The organism is Paraburkholderia sp. GAS206C, assembly GCF_050435645.1.
In the GTDB taxonomy this organism is placed as follows: domain Bacteria; phylum Pseudomonadota; class Gammaproteobacteria; order Burkholderiales; family Burkholderiaceae; genus Paraburkholderia; species Paraburkholderia phenazinium_B.
Map to the genome: position 1 here is coordinate 344,704 of NZ_JBNDKR010000008.1, position 16,182 is coordinate 360,885.

General features: G+C 62.3%; 15 protein-coding genes. 10 read left to right on the forward strand and 5 right to left on the reverse strand.

From position 1 onward, the window contains the following. Window positions 1-30 precede the first annotated feature (30 nt). Both P3T20_RS23695 and P3T20_RS23700 read left to right on the forward strand, forming a co-directional pair. Window positions 31-1,314, forward strand: a complete 1,284-nt coding sequence (locus P3T20_RS23695; RefSeq protein WP_429288045.1) for a putative zinc-binding metallopeptidase — start codon at window positions 31-33, stop codon at window positions 1,312-1,314. Window positions 1,315-1,447: 133 nt separating this feature from the next. Then, window positions 1,448-3,820 (forward strand): tetratricopeptide repeat protein, encoded by a 2,373-nt coding sequence (locus tag P3T20_RS23700; protein ID WP_429288046.1) that lies wholly within the window; start codon window positions 1,448-1,450, stop codon window positions 3,818-3,820. Here the strand turns inward: P3T20_RS23700 and P3T20_RS23705 are convergent. Both P3T20_RS23705 and P3T20_RS23710 read right to left on the reverse strand, forming a co-directional pair. Then, a complete protein-coding gene (locus tag P3T20_RS23705) occupies window positions 3,817-5,085 on the reverse strand; it encodes a DUF3443 domain-containing protein (protein ID WP_429288047.1) in 1,269 nt (422 codons plus the stop codon). The genes P3T20_RS23700 and P3T20_RS23705 overlap by 4 nt on opposite strands. Window positions 5,086-5,095: 10 nt before the next feature. Beyond that, window positions 5,096-5,545 (reverse strand): DUF2844 domain-containing protein, encoded by a 450-nt coding sequence (locus P3T20_RS23710; protein WP_429288133.1) that lies wholly within the window; start codon window positions 5,543-5,545, stop codon window positions 5,096-5,098. Here P3T20_RS23710 and P3T20_RS23715 point away from each other — a divergent pair. Then, window positions 5,537-6,016, forward strand: a complete 480-nt coding sequence (locus P3T20_RS23715; protein ID WP_429288048.1) for a hypothetical protein — start codon at window positions 5,537-5,539, stop codon at window positions 6,014-6,016. The genes P3T20_RS23710 and P3T20_RS23715 overlap by 9 nt on opposite strands. A 153-nt stretch (window positions 6,017-6,169) precedes the next feature. On the opposite strand, the gene phaP is transcribed toward P3T20_RS23715, so the two are convergent. After that, a complete protein-coding gene (gene phaP / locus P3T20_RS23720; RefSeq protein ID WP_074267708.1) occupies window positions 6,170-6,589 on the reverse strand; it encodes a phasin family protein in 420 nt (139 codons plus the stop codon). A gap of 412 nt (window positions 6,590-7,001) precedes the next feature. Here phaP and P3T20_RS23725 point away from each other — a divergent pair, with 412 nt between their 5' ends. The 7 genes from P3T20_RS23725 (at window position 7,002) to P3T20_RS23755 (ending at window position 14,248) form a co-directional block, all read left to right on the forward strand. Then, window positions 7,002-8,711: a methyl-accepting chemotaxis protein gene (locus P3T20_RS23725; RefSeq protein ID WP_074267707.1), complete on the forward strand. Its 1,710-nt coding sequence runs from the start codon at window positions 7,002-7,004 to the stop codon at window positions 8,709-8,711. A 314-nt stretch (window positions 8,712-9,025) separates the two neighbouring features. After that, on the forward strand, window positions 9,026-9,481 hold the full coding sequence (locus P3T20_RS23730) for a hypothetical protein (RefSeq protein ID WP_074267706.1): 456 nt from the start codon (window positions 9,026-9,028) through the stop codon (window positions 9,479-9,481). A gap of 141 nt (window positions 9,482-9,622) precedes the next feature. Then, entirely contained in the window at window positions 9,623-11,215 is a 1,593-nt protein-coding gene (locus P3T20_RS23735) for an SH3 domain-containing protein (RefSeq protein WP_083611646.1), read from the forward strand. Between the two features lie 113 nt (window positions 11,216-11,328). Continuing rightward, window positions 11,329-11,484, forward strand: a complete 156-nt coding sequence (locus P3T20_RS23740; RefSeq protein WP_074267705.1) for a DUF3309 family protein — start codon at window positions 11,329-11,331, stop codon at window positions 11,482-11,484. Window positions 11,485-11,862: 378 nt separating this feature from the next. Continuing rightward, window positions 11,863-12,243, forward strand: coding sequence for a hypothetical protein (locus P3T20_RS23745; protein ID WP_074267704.1), 381 nt, complete (start codon window positions 11,863-11,865; stop codon window positions 12,241-12,243). A gap of 140 nt (window positions 12,244-12,383) precedes the next feature. Further along, on the forward strand, window positions 12,384-13,940 hold the full coding sequence (locus P3T20_RS23750) for an apoptosis inducing factor family protein (protein WP_074267703.1): 1,557 nt from the start codon (window positions 12,384-12,386) through the stop codon (window positions 13,938-13,940). 44 nt (window positions 13,941-13,984) lie between these two features. Continuing rightward, window positions 13,985-14,248: a hypothetical protein gene (locus tag P3T20_RS23755; protein ID WP_074267702.1), complete on the forward strand. Its 264-nt coding sequence runs from the start codon at window positions 13,985-13,987 to the stop codon at window positions 14,246-14,248. 14 nt (window positions 14,249-14,262) lie between these two features. Here P3T20_RS23755 and P3T20_RS23760 read toward each other — a convergent pair whose 3' ends face one another. Together P3T20_RS23760 and P3T20_RS23765 are read right to left on the reverse strand one after the other, a co-directional pair. Continuing rightward, complete coding sequence (locus tag P3T20_RS23760; RefSeq protein WP_074267701.1) at window positions 14,263-15,150, reverse strand: glycosyltransferase family 9 protein; 888 nt, start codon at window positions 15,148-15,150, stop codon at window positions 14,263-14,265. Window positions 15,151-15,189: 39 nt separating this feature from the next. Continuing rightward, window positions 15,190-16,149 carry a glycosyltransferase family 9 protein gene (locus P3T20_RS23765; RefSeq protein WP_254368983.1) on the reverse strand — a complete coding sequence of 320 codons (960 nt, stop codon included), beginning with the start codon at window positions 16,147-16,149 and terminating at the stop codon, window positions 15,190-15,192. Window positions 16,150-16,182: the final 33 nt, after the last annotated feature.

Here is a 16,182-nt window from a genome sequence, read left to right on the forward strand (position 1 = left end):
GCCTCCCCGTTCCTTACTAGAAGCCCCGCCATGCGAACCTTTCACTGCAACCGCTGCGAACAACTCGTGTTCTTCGAAAACGTCCGCTGCGAGCGCTGCGAGGCGCTGCTGGGCTATCTGCCTGATCTCGGCGAACTCAGCGCCTTCGAGGAAGCCGGCGAAGGGCTGTGGCGCAGCCTGCATCCCAAGGCCGAAGGTGCGCTGTATCGCCAATGCCACAACTACGCGGTCGAAAACGTCTGCAACTGGATGATCCCGGCGGACCAGCCGGAGACGCTGTGCCGCTCCTGCCAGTTGACGCGCACCATCCCGAACCTCACCGCGCCGGACAACCGGCTCTACTGGTACCGCCTGGAAGTCGCCAAACGGCGCCTGCTCTATACGCTGGCGGCGTTGGGCATCAAGGTCGAGTCGCGCCATGAGAATCCGCAGACGGGGCTCGAGTTCGAGTTTCTCGAAGAGACGAGTCCCGGCGAGAAGGTCCTCACCGGCCATGACAACGGCCTGATCACGCTGAATATCGCGGAGGCCGACGACGCTTACCGGGAGCGCACCCGCACTGCCATGCACGAGCCCTACCGGACGCTGCTTGGGCATTTCCGGCATGAAACGGGTCACTACTTTTTCGACCGGCTGGTGGACGGCACACCCTGGCTGGAGCCGTTTCGCGCGCTGTTCGGCGACGAAAGCGTCGACTACGCCGCGGCGCTCGACACTTACTATCGCGACGGCGCCCCGGCCGACTGGTCGCAGTCGTACGTGAGCGCCTACGCGACGATGCATCCGTGGGAAGACTGGGCGGAAACCTGGGCGCATTACCTGTTGATCGTCGACGTGCTCGACACCGCCACCTCGTACGGCGTGGCGCTGATCCCGCTCGACCCGAGCGATCCGACGCTCACCGACCAGACGCCGGTTGAAGACGCCAGCTTCGATAATCTGATGAAGCGCTGGTTTCCGCTGACTTACGCGCTCAACAGTTTGAACCGCAGCCTCGGCATGCCGGATGGGTATCCGTTCACGCTTGCCGCACCGGTGGTGGAGAAGCTGCGGCTGGTGCACCGGGTGATTGCGGCGCAATCGGCGGCAGGGGTGGAACCTGCGCAGGCGGCCCAGGCGGCGCAGGCGCCGGGGCCGACGGCAGGGGCCCAACCGGGTCAAACAGGTCAAACGGGGCAAGCGGGGCAACCCGGTCAAACGAGCCAGCCGGGCCAAACCGCCTCAGCGGCTGAGCCCGCTCCGGCGCCGCAACCCGATCAACCACAGCAAGCGCCGCAAGACACGCCCGCGCCGAATCCTGCAACCGCTCCGTAATATATTGTTACCAATAGTAAACCTTGGTAGTGAAACGCTCGCTATCCTGCCCGTTCTGGCGGAGACGCACCGGCTGATCGGCCTCGGCTGACTCCGCCCAAATCGCCACCCCCAAGAACAAGGCAGGACTTCGATGCGGACCGACCAGTGTCTCGCGTTGGCCAAAGAGCGTCACCTCGCGGGCGATCTCAACGGCGCACGCACGCTCTACGAAACCGTCCTCGCCGACGAGCCCGCCAATGCCGACGTGATGTTTCGCCTGGGCGTGCTCGGCTTGCAATGCGCCGCCTACGACGACGCCCTCGCCTGGCTCGACCGGGCGATTGCGCTGGCGCCGCAGGAGTCCCGCTACCATTTCGCGCGCGGCCAGGTGCTCTCGACGATGGGACGTTTCGACGACGCCATCGATACCTATCGCGCCCTCCTCGCCTTCGACGCCACCTCCGCCGATCTCTGGTTCGCGCTCGCCAACGCGTTGCAATCGAGCGGCGACCTTCGCGCTGCGGCGTCGGCTTACGAGTCCGCCGCCTTGCTCGACCCGGCACAGGTCGATGCGCTGAACAACCTGGGCAACTGCCATCGTCAACTTGGCGCGCCCGAACGCGCGCAAGACGCTTATCGCCGCGCCCTCTCGGTTCAGCGCGATCACGCGAATGCTTTAACCAACCTCGGGACCCTGCTGCAGGCGAGCGGCCAGATCGACGCCGCCGTCGAGCTGCTCAACGAGGCGCTGCGCGTCGCGCCCGATTCGCCGTCGTGCCTGCTCAACCTCGGCGTGGCCTTGTGCGAACGTCGCCAGTTCGACAAGGCGGCAGCCCTGCTCATGCGCACGCTCGAACTCGAGCCGCGCTTCCCCAAGGCGGCCTATAACCTTGGCAACGCGCTGCACGCACTCGGCCGGCGCCGTGACGCGCAGACGCAGTATCGCAACGCGATCGCACTCGACCCGCACCACGCAGACGCCTACAACAATCTAGGTAACGTCAGCAAGGAACTGGGCGAATACAAAGCCGCCGCCGAAGCATTCGACGCAGCGATCCGCGCACGTCCGGGGTTTGTGGCCGCGTATAACAACGCGGGCAATCTGATGCGCACGCTGCGCCGCACTGCTGATGCAGAGGCGCTCTTCACAGCCGCGCTCGGCTTTGATCCGGATCACTCGGCTTCGCACAACAACCTCGGCAACGTGCTGAAAGACTGTGGCGCGCTCGACGAAGGCATCGTCCACTACCGGCGTGCAGTGGAATGCGATCCGGGCAACGTCGTCGCACATAGCAATCTCGCCTATGCGCTGACGTTTCAGGCCGAGCATGGCGAAGCCGTGCTCGATGAGTGCCGCCGCTGGTCCGCGCAACATGAAGCGCCGCTGCGCGCCGCGCGCAAACCGCATACAAACGACCGCACGCCCGGCCGCCGTCTGAAAATCGGCTACGTGGCGGCGGATTTCCGCGACCACTGCCAATCGCTCTTCACAGTACCGTTCTTCTCGCACCACGATCATGAACAGTTCGAGATCTACTGCTATGCGAGCGTCGAGCGGCCTGACGATCTGACGGGGCGTCTCGCCCGCTACGCCGACGTGTGGCGCGACGTGCGTGAACTGGACGATGAAGGCCTCGCGCAACAGGTCCGCGCGGATGGCATCGACATCCTCGTCGACCTGGCCATGCATATGGCCGACGGCCGGCCTTTGCTGTTTGCTCGCAAGCCGGCGCCCGTACAGGTGGCATGGCTCGCCTATCCGGGCACCACAGGCATCGAGGCGATCGACTACCGCCTGACGGATCCTCATCTCGACCCACTCGACTCACACGGCTCAGGTGCGAACGACGGCTACTACACTGAGCGCTCAGTGCGCCTCGCGGACTCGTTCTGGTGCTACGACCCGCTGACGAACGAACCGGGCGTGAACGCGTTGCCGGCGCTTACGACGAACCACATCACCTTCGGATGCCTTAACAATCCCTGCAAGCTGACCGATCGCACACTCGCCATGTGGGGCGCCGTGTTGCGCGAAGTGCCCGATGCCCGTCTGCTCCTGATGGCGCCGGCCGGCAACGCGCACCGCAATCTCGCACAGCGCATGGAACAGCAGGGCATCGATACGCAGCGCGTCGGCTTCGTACCGTTCCAGCCGCGCGCCGATTATCTGCGCACGTATCACCAGATCGACCTCGGCCTCGACACGTTTCCGTATAACGGTCATACCACCAGCCTCGACTCGCTGTGGATGGGTGTGCCGGTCGTGACACGGGTCGGCGAGACGGCTGTAGGACGTGGCGGGCTGAGTCAACTGGCGAATCTGGGACTGACCGAACTGGCAGCATACTCAGACGATGCGTTTATACGCATCGCCGTCGAGCTTGCCGCGGACAGGCCGCGTCTCGCTGCATTACGGCAAACCCTGCGGCCGCGCATGGAGCAATCGCCACTGATGGACGGCGCGCGTTTCGCGCGCACCGTCGAGGCGGCGTATCGGGAGATGTGGCAGGCCTGGTGTGCCTAATACGCGATATACGGCCCCGTGCCACCCGGTGTCGATTGCTGCTCGACTGCCGCGTAGACACTGCGGCCGTAGAAGAACGGCAGGCCCCAGTCGAATATCGTTGAAGTCACGAACGCCGGCCCCGCCAGCAGCGGCATCACCGCATCTCCGCTGGAAGTCTGGGTTAGCGCCGTGGCGTTGCCTACATCGAACGACACCGCACTGTTGATGCCGTTCACGCCTTCGATCACTGCGCTTAACTGCTCGGTCGAGGCCGGACAGTAGTACGCGTTATTCGGGCTGGCGCAAACAGGCAATCCAGTGGTCTGGAAGAACAGGCCGGTCGAGCCGCTATCCATGATGCTGTTCGTGTAGGTCGTGCCGTTTTGCACGGTCGAGAACGTGCCGTTGTTCGGATTGACGCCGATCACCTGCGCACTGCCAAGACCGTTGTTGGTCTCGGTGCCGATGCCGAACACCAGTTGTCCGGCAAGCGACGCGGCACCGCTCGAAGCGGCGGAGGGCAACATCAGGACAGAGCCGTTATTGTCGGTGCTGAAGTAAGGAATCGGATTGGCCACCTGCAGCGCTTCCGCGAGGGCGAGCGACGTGCAGGTGGTCCCCTGGCAGCCGTAATAGGTCGCTGGCACCGCCTGCTGCACGCAGTTATAGCCGCAATCATGCTTGAACACGCCAATGCCGAGCACGCCATTGGCGGCGAGCGCGGTGGGCGTATTGCGCGACGCGCCGACGCTGCTGCAGTCCGACGGCACGGCGCTGTAGTTCGGATCGATCACCTGGATCGGCAGCGAAGCCGCCTTTTCACCGCCAATCTGCACATCGGCGATCCGCACGGAACCCCACGTATAGCCATCGAAGAACTGCATGCATTCGGCCAGCGGATTGGCGAGAGCATCCTGTTCCTGCGGCAACGCCACCGACGCCGGCAATTGCGACGCAAACACCCGCAGACCCCACGAGCCGGTGTCGACCAGCACGTGATTGATGGTTTGGCACTGCGTCGAACCGGGCGCACAGACCGTCACGCTGACGAAGGGCATGTTCGGCACGTCCGTCACGCCGGAGTCGACGGTCACGGTCGCGACGTTGGCGGCCAGCGCTTGGGCGGCAGGCGCGGTAGTGGTAGCAGTCTGCGTCGACGTGGAAGCATTCGACGCGCTGGTGCTCGCACTGCTGCCGCCACCGCCACCTCCGCCGCATGCGGCGAGCAACAGGGCAAAGACTGCAACGGCGAGCAACTTAAGGAACGAATCAGATGGGCGCATGATCGCTCCGTTATTGAATGACGTTGACATCGACGCCCGCAGGCACCGCTTGCGGCAGGTACGCATGTCCCGCGAAGGCACGCAGATGACCGCCCGAGAACACCACGAGATCGCTGTTCGACACGGCCAGCGGCGTGGCGCGTCGTGTCGCGGTGGCTGCGACGTATTGGTCGAAAGCCGCGCCCAGCGTGGTCTTCAGATCCGGCAGAGTCGGCCCTTCCCATGCAACGCCGAACACCGTGCCATTGGGTGCGACGTACTCGCGCACCACCGTGCCCGAAGACAGCGTCATCAGATGCACCGTGTACGCGGATTGCGAAGTACTGCTATGCGATATGGCATGCATCACCGCCTGGTCACTGCTGATGCTGCTGACCTTCTGGCCCAACGCGGCTTGTGCAGGCGAAGAAAGCGCACAGATTGCCCCGAGCATTGCGCAAGCAATGCCTGTATGAAGCATCGTTTTCAAGTGAATTCCTTCGAGGTGAAAGCGCTCGTGATCCTCATCGCGATCGCGAACGACGAATTAGGGGCGCACTTCTCGACCGGCGGGCACTGGTGCTGCAATCACGCCTGGAGAGGTTGCGTGAATGCGTCTACGGAGTGGCGGCGCGAAACTTTAGTGAAGGAAAACTGCTCTCGCAATCGTTTGGCGGGGAATCCAAACTTGCGTGGTGACAGAGGTTGTTTGACTTATGGAATCGGCGCCAACACCCGCGGTGCATACGCGTCGATTTCCGCTATGGCTCGCGTTTTAAGCGAACAGCATCTATGCGGGCAGGATTTGCAGCAAAAAAGTTATGACGCGCCGACGCTTGGTTTCGTTTTATTAAATGAACGCTACATAAATGCAGATCAAGCAGCTTTTCCTCATACTTTTCGTTCTGCGAACTTTATTTTCTTCGAGGAACCCGGCACCGGCTTCATGTGAATTCAGGTGGACCCGCGGCGGAAAGCTAACCGTAATCTCCTGCGTTCCGGCCTCCAAATGAAAATGCCGGCGATGACTGCGTACTTCCAGTCTGCACCGGCATCTGTTCGACCGCATCGGTTTGCTCTCGGGGCGAGAGCAAACGCGAGGCCGTTACTGCTTCGGTTGCAAGAGCGTCTTGAGTTCCTGCACGTTCTCTTCTACGCGCTTTGCGATCACCGCATACGACTCAGCCTGCGATTGATACGCTGCCTGCGCGAGCTGTTGCATATCGGCCAAGGCTTTATGCAAGGTTTGCTGGACCAGCTCGGCCGTTTGCGTGGGAGCGCCTCCCGTAGCGGAGAACTGACCCGCCAGGGTCTGCAACTCGCCCAGAGTCGAACGGAGCATGTCGGCCTGCTTTTGCGCGAGCGACTGCATGCCCTGCAACGCAGCCTGATTTGCCGTTACCAGCGCCTCGACGTCCTTACGTCGCGCTTCCATGATGGCGGGCACGTCGAAGCCAGGTAGTTTGAACTGCTCCAGCATTTTGGTGAATTCGCCAAAAGGATTGGCGGCGTCAAATCGTTCCATGCTATTTCCTCCAGAGCAGATAGTTACATGTCGTGCCAGCACACGACGTAATGATGCGCCTTCTGCCGCTATTGCGCCAGCTAAGGGACAGAACCGTGGACCCGAACCGGGTTTGATCGTCCCGCGTTGCGCGATTCTTACCGGCCCTTACTACGCTCGTTCATCCGCCGCACATTCACCACGCTTGTGCGCACTGTCAGCGCGTTTTGAAGCGAACGTAAACCGAATGAAATAAGCCTCACTGCATCTGCAAATCGATGTGCAATTCTGCGGCCCCATACCTCAAGAACTCATCCTGCAGGTCGTTTACACGGGTACGGCCCAGCGTCGCGCGATGGGGATTCCGGCGAAACAAACACGCGCGCATTCCCTCCGCAAAGATTGATTACACCATCGTCACAGGTATCCCCGCATGAACAAGTTGACCAATACCATCAGGTTCAAGATCATTCTCGCGCTCGGCGCGTGCATCGTCTTGATGATCGCTATCGGTTTGATGGGCGTTCGTGGGCTCTCGACCATGAGCTCCGACATGAACTCCATGTACACGAGCAGCACCGTGCCGATCGAAGACCTCGCTGCCACGCAGGCCGACGCGCTGAAGATTCGGCTGATGTTGAGCCGTCTGATGGGCATGCACGATGCGAACGACCAAAAGCAGGCGGTCGGGCAGGTTCGCGAACTGCAGAAGAAACTCAACACTTCGTGGACCGACTACTACCCCGGCAAGGTCTCCGATGATGACGAACGCAAGGTCGCCGATCAGATCGCCGCGCAATCCGCCGACTTCAAATCGCAGGTCGACACCGTCCTCTCCGCCGTCGACGGCGGTACGTTCGACGCCAGCAGTACGTCCCTCGAAAAAATGCGCGACGTGGGCAACGCGCTGTCCGACACCATTGATCAGGACATCGATATCAACGCGGCCCAGGTCAAGCAGACCGCGGATCAGGGCGTGGACACGTTCCACACGCTGCTGTGGGTCGCCATCGGCACAATCGTGCTGGGCCTGATCGTCGCCATCGCTGCATCCATGTATCTGTTGAAGACGATCATGATTCCGCTCGGAGCGGCACTGAATGTCGCGCAGCGCATCGCGGAAGGACAGCTCGAAAACGAACTCAGCGTTCACTCGAAGGACGAATTCGGCCACCTGCTTGGCGCGCTCAAACAGATGGACACGCAACTCGCCAGCATCGTGCGCGGCATCAAGACTTCGAGCGAATCGATCATGGTCGCTTCGAGCGAAATTGCCGCCGGCAACATGGACCTGTCTTCGCGCACCGAAGAGCAGGCTGCGTCGCTGGAAGAAACCGCTGCCAGCATGGAGCAGCTCACCGCCACCGTCAAACAGAACTCCGAAAATGCCCGTCAGGCCACCACGCTGGCCGGCAATGCATCGGAGATCGCGGACAAGGGCAACACCGTTGTCGAACGCATGCTGGTGACGATGGGCGATATCACGGCGAGTTCGTCGAAGATTGCCGAGATCACCACGCTGATCGAGGGCATCGCGTTCCAGACCAACATTCTTGCGCTGAACGCCGCCGTGGAAGCGGCGCGTGCCGGTGAACAAGGGCGCGGTTTCGCGGTCGTGGCGGGTGAAGTGCGCAGTCTCGCGCAGCGCTCGTCCAGTGCTGCGAAAGAAATCAAGGACCTGATCCAGAGCTCGGTCGCGACGATTCACAGCGGCTCGACGCAGGCCGAAGAAGTGGGCCGCACGATGACTGAGGTACAGCAGGCCATCAAACGGGTCGCCGATATCAACGCGGAAATCTCTGCCGCTTCCGATGAGCAAAGCCGCGGTATCGAACAGGTGAACCAGGCCGTGAGCCAGATGGACGAAGTGACGCAACAGAACGCGGCGCTGGTCGAAGAGGCGTCGGCTGCAGCCCAGTCGCTGGAACAGCAGGCCGCGCAGCAAAAGCGGGCCGTCTCCGTGTTCAAGGTGGCCGAGAGCCATTCGGCCGCCGCGCCGCGTGCGCAGCGTGATGCGGCTGCTCCCGCCAAAAAGCGCGCTCCCATCATGCGCCCCGCAGTCAAACGCGAACCGCTTACCGCAGCCGCTCAACCCGCCGTTGCATTGTCCGACGCCGGTTCGAACAACTGGGAGACGTTTTAACGCTTGACCCACACGGTGCGCGATCGCGGATCACAACAGATTGCGCACCGTTCGACACTTCTCCAGACAGGCCAAGGCCTCCGGTTTCATCAAACCGCCTGCTGGAAAATTCTGTAAGACTTGGCCGATGTATTCGCAACGCTCTCGCTAACCGGCGCCCCCTCGCGACATTCACGGCGCAATGTTAGTGCCCGCCTGCAAGGTTATGTAAGGTCCAGACGGACTTCCGTAACCCTACAATCGGCTATCTCCACTATCGTGTCCACATGGTCGGCGCACTGTCGTGCCGACGCTGATCCGATGGAATCGATAATATGAAAAAGGCCTTTGTGAGCACGGCGGTGGCCGCGCTGCTGATCACCGCTACGTTCTCTGCAACCGCACAGCAAGACACCTCGCCGCCACCTCAGATGGACGGCCTGATGGGTCATGGCCAACCCTCTCACGGCGAAGGCATGCCGCCGCCCCACGGTCCGGGCTTCGCCGTGATCAACGACCTGGAACAGTTGCGCAGGCTTTACGCGATGACCGGACACGAAAGCGAAATCATCGGCGTCTATCACGATGTGCTTAACAAAACCCAAGACCCGATGTTGCGGCATTTCATTTATGAGTCGCTCGCGCGCGAACAACTGAAGCCGGCGAATCCGGATCAGGCCATCGCAACGCTGCGTACCAGCCTTGCCGAGGATATCGTCGAGGCCAACCGCGCGCCTCACGGCGAGCACGCAGGCGCCGACGTGCCGCACGCCTCGTCTCAGACGCAGTAATACGCTCGCCGAAGTTGGCTGAGTGATTGGCCAAGTGATTCACCGCGCGACTCGCCGATTAGCGCGCTGCGCGGTTCTCGCTGGTGGACAGCAGGCAGACCGTCGTATTATCTGCACCTTGGCCACCCACCGTCGAGCACCATGCCGTCTGCCGCAGCGCCCCGCATCGAGTCCGCCTCCCCGCTATTGCCTCGCATCGCCCCGCCACCTTCGTGGCGGGCTCGCTCCCGCACGTGGCTGTGCCTGCCCACCGCTGCGCTGTGCCTCGCGCTCGCGGCGTGCGCCACGCCGCCGTCTGCGCCCACTACGCAGGTGCGTATCGGTATCGATCCGGTCAGCGTGTTCCCGATGGATGCCTACGACCAGGACGTCGATCATTGGATCGACCCGGCCAGCCCTGGCTACGATCAACCGTTCCTGAGCGCTGCGGACCAGCAGACTCATTTTGAAGCGTTGCGCGCCCGCTACTTCGGCGCAGCAGAAGGCGATGCTTCGCCGTGGAATCGCGCTTACGTCGACACACGCGTCTACCGCGATGGCGGAGCAGACATCGCCGCCCTGCAGCGCCGCCGTATTGCGGAGTTCGACAACACCGGCAAGGCTGCCGACGAACTCGGCTACGGCCAGAACTTCCGGCCTCACACCAAGGCCTGGATCGACGCCATCGAGCAGAACATGGATGTCGGCCAGTTCGAGCGAGCGCCAGGATACTCGGCTGCGCGCCGCGCCATTGCAACCGGCAACGTGCTGGTGCGTGAACTGCCGACCGTCGACCCATCGTTCTACGATCACCGCCTCGCTGGCGAAGGCTATCCGTTCGACAATCTGCAAGTCTCGGCGGCCCGTCCCGGCACGCCGCTCTATGTGCTGGGCAGCAGTCTCGACGGCGGCTGGTACTACGTGCAGACGCCCGATGTGCAAGGCTGGGTGCGCAGCGACGAGGTGGGCCTCGTGAACGACGCGTTTATCGACATCTGGCGCAGCGCGGCACGCAACGGACTCGCCGCCGTCGTCGTGGCATCGGCGCCGGTGCGCGACAGCCAGGGCACTTTCCGTTTCGATGCACCCGCCGGCACCTTGCTGCCGGTCGCACCCGACGATAGCGCAACCCAGCGCAGCGTGATGGTCCCCGCCCGCGACGCAAACGGTCATGCCGTGGCGCGCATCGCACAACTAAGCGATGCACAGGTGGCCACTGCGCCTCTCGCAGCCACGCCACGCCATCTGGCGATGCTGATCAAGGCGCTGATCGGGCGGCCATATGGCTGGGGCAATGCCGACTTCTACAACGATTGCTCGTCCGAAACGCAAAGCATTTTCGCCGCGTTCGGCGTATGGCTGCCGCGCCATTCGTCGACACAGATGAGCGCTGGGCGCATGACCGATTTGTCCGCCGACACGCCAGAGCAACGCATCGCTTACCTTGCCGAGCACGGCGTGCCGATGCGCACGCTCATCTATATCGGCGGCCACGTGATGCTGTATCTCGGCAACACCACGCGCGACGCTCAGGTGGTGCCCGTGGTCTATCAGGACGTGTGGGGCTTGCGCCCGGCGGACAACAGCCGCCGCGCGGTAATTGGCGGCTCGGTGATCTTTCCGCTGCTCGCGCATATCCCCGAGGACCCAAGCCTTCAATCGCTCGCGGCCACGCGCATCTTCCAGATCAGCATCATCGGCGCGCCTGGCGAAGGCACGCCCGTTCAACCCGACGACGACAATCCCGCCGGCTGAATACAGCTTCGCTTCCGGTTACTTCGACCCTGGCATGGCACTTGCAGCAGGTAGCTGCAAGCGCAGGGGCCTCAGGCCCCTGTCATGATCAACCACAAGTATCCGGAGGCGTTATGTTGGGAACCATTCTTCTGATCGTTCTGATCCTGCTGCTCATCGGCGCCTTTCCAGCATGGCCGCATAGCCGCTCATGGGGTTATGCGCCGACAGGCACGATCGGTATTGTCGTCATCGTCGTGATCGTTCTGGTCGTGATGGGGCAGATATAACCCAGATGTAGCGACACCGCGAAACGCGTAACCCGTCAGTTTTACCGTTTGGTTTGTCAAACTGGCGGGCTACGTGCCCAACCGACCATCCGCAGTCTCAACTATTGGCAATGCGCCGCCCGCACCGCGCAGTGATTCTTACACTGCCCCGGCAATCCGTGCATTGTTGTTTTGCGCATCTCCCATCCCTCCAGCACGTAACACCCGGCCGGCATCGTCCACATCCAGAGCAGGCGTCAACCGCCCGCCCTTCTCTTCGTCTCGTCGCGATCTGCGCCTCGGCGCCGCGCCAAAGTGAGGCACGCTGCTTGCGGCCCATAAAAGTGTGCAGATGGATATCCGTCTGCGTGACAACCCTACCTTCTGGAGGATCTGAAAATGAACAGCACAACGAAGAAAATTCTTGCATCGGCGCTCGTCATGGCCCTGTCTGGTGGTGTCTATGCAGCAGGTGGTGCCGGAGGCGCTGGCGCGGGTGCTGGTGGCGCCGGGGCTGGTGCTGGTGGGGGTGCCGGCGTAGGCGGAGCCAGCGGCAACGGCGGCGGGATTGGTACAGGCGGGACGGTTGCACCTAGCGGCCCCGGCAGCGTGAAAAGTCCGGCTGACACCAGCGGCTACGGTTCGCCGGGCACGACCGCTACCGGCGGCGGGATGGGTACAGGTTCAGGAGCATCGCCTAACTCGGCCACCAGCCCGCGTAACAACATGACCAGCCCGAACCAGATGGCCCCGAACGGCACGATGCAGAACGGCCAGTAACGTGGCCAGCAACTTGACGGCGCAAAGACGCGCCACATAAAGCGGCGGCGCGCGCGCCGCCGCTCCCTATTGCCTGGGTTGCAAGAGTACGTCTGCAGCCCACATGACTTGCCTGACTCGCGTTCTTTGAGGAACCCACCATGCCAACAGATGCCCGGCGCGTCATCAGCCTGACGCAACTCGCCACAGAGCACGCGACACGCGTCGAGGTAGACGGCGAGAAGATCCTGCTCGTACGCGATGGTGACACGGTGCGTGCTTTCAGCGCGGACTGCCCCCATGCGGGCGGCCCACTAGAAGAAGGCGCCCTTTGCAACGGCCATATCGTTTGCCCATGGCACAAGGGAACGTTTGACGCCACCAGCGGAGACGTCCTCGAACCGCCTGCACTCATGGGGCTGGACCGTTACCCGGTCGAAGTGCGCGATGGTGAAGTCATGGTTACGCCGCAAAAGCTGGAAAGACCCCGAGCGACGGAGTTCAGCGATACGCCGAAATTCGTCGTGATCGGCGCAGGCGCGGCAGGTGCGGCAGCCTGCTCCGAGCTGCGCAGAATCGGCTTCAATGGGCGCATTACCCTGATCGGAGAGGAATCTCAGGAGCCATACGACCGGACCGCGCTGAGCAAATTCGTGCCGTCTGGGGAGATGGCCGTCAAGGATGTGCCGCCGCTGTTACCCGGGCACTGGCTGGAGAACGGGCAAATCGAGCGCATCACCGCGACGATCGTCGAGCTCGATGTTCCAAAGCGCCAGATTCGCCTCAAGGACGGGCGCGAACTGACGTACGACACCGCGCTACTGGCATCTGGAGGCACGCCCAAGGCTCCGCCCATCCCCGGCTGCGAGCTTGGATCCGTGCACATGCTGCGCAATCTGCAGGACGCCAGTGCCTTGTGCGATACGCTGAAATCCGCACAGCATGCCGTCATCGTCGGCAGCAGCTTTATCGCACTCGAGGTGGCGTCGGCGCTGCGCGAGCGTGGCACTCAGGTCACCATCGTGTCGCCTGAAAAAGTGCCCTTCGAGCGTCAATTCGGCGCCCGTCTCGGCACGCTGTTTCAGCGCCTGCACGAGAGCCATGGCGTCACATTCAGACTGAACGAGAAGGTGACGGAACTTACCGGCGATACGCGCGTGCGGGACGTCGTGCTCGAGAACGGCTCGCGCATCGCCGCGGACGCGGTTCTGCTTGCCACAGGCGTTGCGCCCGCCACCGGTTTCGTCAAAGGACTGCCGTTGCAAAAGGACGGCAGTGTGCTGGTCAACGCCGGCATGCAGGCAGCACCTGGTCTCTATGCCGCCGGAGATATCGCGGCGTTTCCGTTATACGAGGATCAGGAACCCGTACGCATCGAGCACTGGCGTCTCGCGCAGCAGCACGGATTTATCGCCGCGCGAAACATGCACGGTGCGCGCAAGCCTTACGCGGGTGTGCCGTATTTCTGGACTTATCACTACGGCATGAACTTCGAATACCTGGGGCACGCCAGCGGTTGGGATACCGTAACAATCGACGGCGACCTCGAGCAGCACCATTTCCTCGCCCTGTTTGTGAAGGCGAACATCGTCGTAGGAGCACTGGCCTGCGGGCGCGAAGCTGCAACCGCGCGCCTGATCGAATCGATGCAAATGGGAGTGTCGCCCTCCGAAGCGCTTCGACTAGCCAAGGAGCAGGAAAACGCCACCGCCGGGTGAGCGGCCATTTATCAAAACAATCCCGAAACCACAGCGAAAAAACAATGAACCACCGAGACGTGGAACAGGAACTCCGGCACCTCGAATATGTGTTCGGACACATCACGGCCGCCAATACGGTCCCATCGCTCACGTACTGGCGCGGCCGCCTCAATTCGCTGCGCCAGGCGTCGATCGCGCCGCAACAGCGCAACCGCATCAATCGTCTGGAGCAACAGCTACTGAAGCTTGAATTACCCGAGCGTGAGACCGCCGGGCCGGCGTCGCAAGAGACGCGCACCCATCCCCCTCAGCGTGCGCCGCGTTAACCCCGTGTTAACCGTCAGCGTGGATCCACTTCGAGGCGCAGGCGATCGAACGAGCGCAACACACGGCCATCGGTAAGCGCCGTTTTCCAGTAGCGTTCCTTGAGTGCGCCGCCGAGGAGCAGGTTGTAGGGCAGCACAATCGCCCCATGTCCCCAGTTAGGGCGCCAGGTGCGTGCGATGCCGCGTCGCATGAACAGCGATAAAGTCGGCACCCCCAGCGCGGACGCCAGATGCCCAAGACCGGAGTCGTTGCCGATAAACCATCCGGATTCGGCAATCCAGGCCGCCACATCCCCGAGACTATCGAATGACTGGAGCCGTTGAGCCGCCTCATGGTCCATCAGCCAAGTGTGCCGTTCGCAGGGCGCAACCAGAAAGGTCGGTTGAAAATCGCGCTGCACGAGCTTGCGCACCAGCGCGAGAAACTTGTTGCGCGGCCACATTTTTTCCACGTGACTACCGGTGGGATGAATCGCCACTCGCCGCTCGTGGATCCGGAAGCGAATCCAGTTCGGCACAGCAATACCATTGTGGCGTGTGACGTCGGCGAGGCCAAAGTTGTCACGCGCCACAGCAACGATCATGTCGATCATATGCCCAAGCGCCTGAAACGCTTCACAGCGGACGATTTCGCAGACTTCGCCATCCGCCGCCAGCGAGGCACCCAATGGGGTCGCGCGCAACTGGATCACCAGATCGAATTTTCCGCTCGCCTCCCGCTCGTGACGCACGTCGACGCCCGGGAACCAGTCGGCCAGATCCGCTATCACCCAGCTAAAGACGGTAAGGCGGTAACCATTCCTTATCAGGTTGTTGACGAGCACCATCATCAACAACGCATCGCCGATGGCCGTCGGCATTGCTACGGCGATCGACGCGGCACCTTCAAGCTTCGCCTTCATCTTCCAAACATCCCCGTTGAACTTCTTATGTGCGCCTAACTAACCCGCCGCGCGAGAACGCAACCCGCTAAAGGCCTTGATCACGCGCCGGACGCTGATGCTCTCGCGCCACCAGCGCTCCTTGAGCCTCGCCGTCGGCACCCACCATGACGGCAAAACAATGACTCCGGCCGTGAAGCCCGGACGCCAACGCTGCGCGACGCCGCGCCGGCGGAAGATAGTCAACGTCGGAATACCGAGCGCAGACGCCAGATGTCCGACGCCAGAATCGTTGCCGATAAACCAGCCGGATTCGTAGAGCCATTCCGCCAGCTGCGCCGAGGAAGCAAACGAACGAAGCGGCGGTAGCGGGTCGGCACGTTGCTCCCAACGCGAACGCTCGCGCTCTGCGAGAATGAATTCCACCTGCATCCCGGTTGCCTGGAGACGGCGAAACAGGTCGAGGAAGCGCTCTGGCGACCAACGTTTGTCAGGCGTGCTCGCCTCCGGATGAACCGCCACACGCGAGCCGTGTTTACGAAACACCAGATCGGCCGGCGGCCGCATGCCATTCGAAACCACCACGTTTTGAAGCTCGAATCGCGCTGCTGCGAAATCGGCGAAGCGCTTCGCCATGCAATGCGGGTTATCGGCGTATTCCACGTCGTGCAGGTCGATAAAGCCCGGATGCCAGTCTCCCACCTGCGCGAGCGGCCGGTCGCGATGCATCTGGATGACATGCGCATAACCGGTGAGCACGTTGCGCACATCACCCGGCTCGAGCGCGGGGGCAACGCTCAGATTCGGGAACCACGCGGCAAGCGCATGGGCGTGGGCGCCAAACACGTCTACCCGCCAGCCGGCGAGCACAAGATTGTTCGCGACGATGAGCAGGTTCAGGGTGTCGCCCAAGGCGGGCGACATGACGAACGCGACGCTTTGCGGGCCGGATTGCACGTCAGGCAAGCCGCTGCCGATCGAACCGGTGCGATCCGCCTGATGCGCCTTGTCATTCCCCATACTGTCAATCCGGCCAAAGTCGATTCGCTCGAA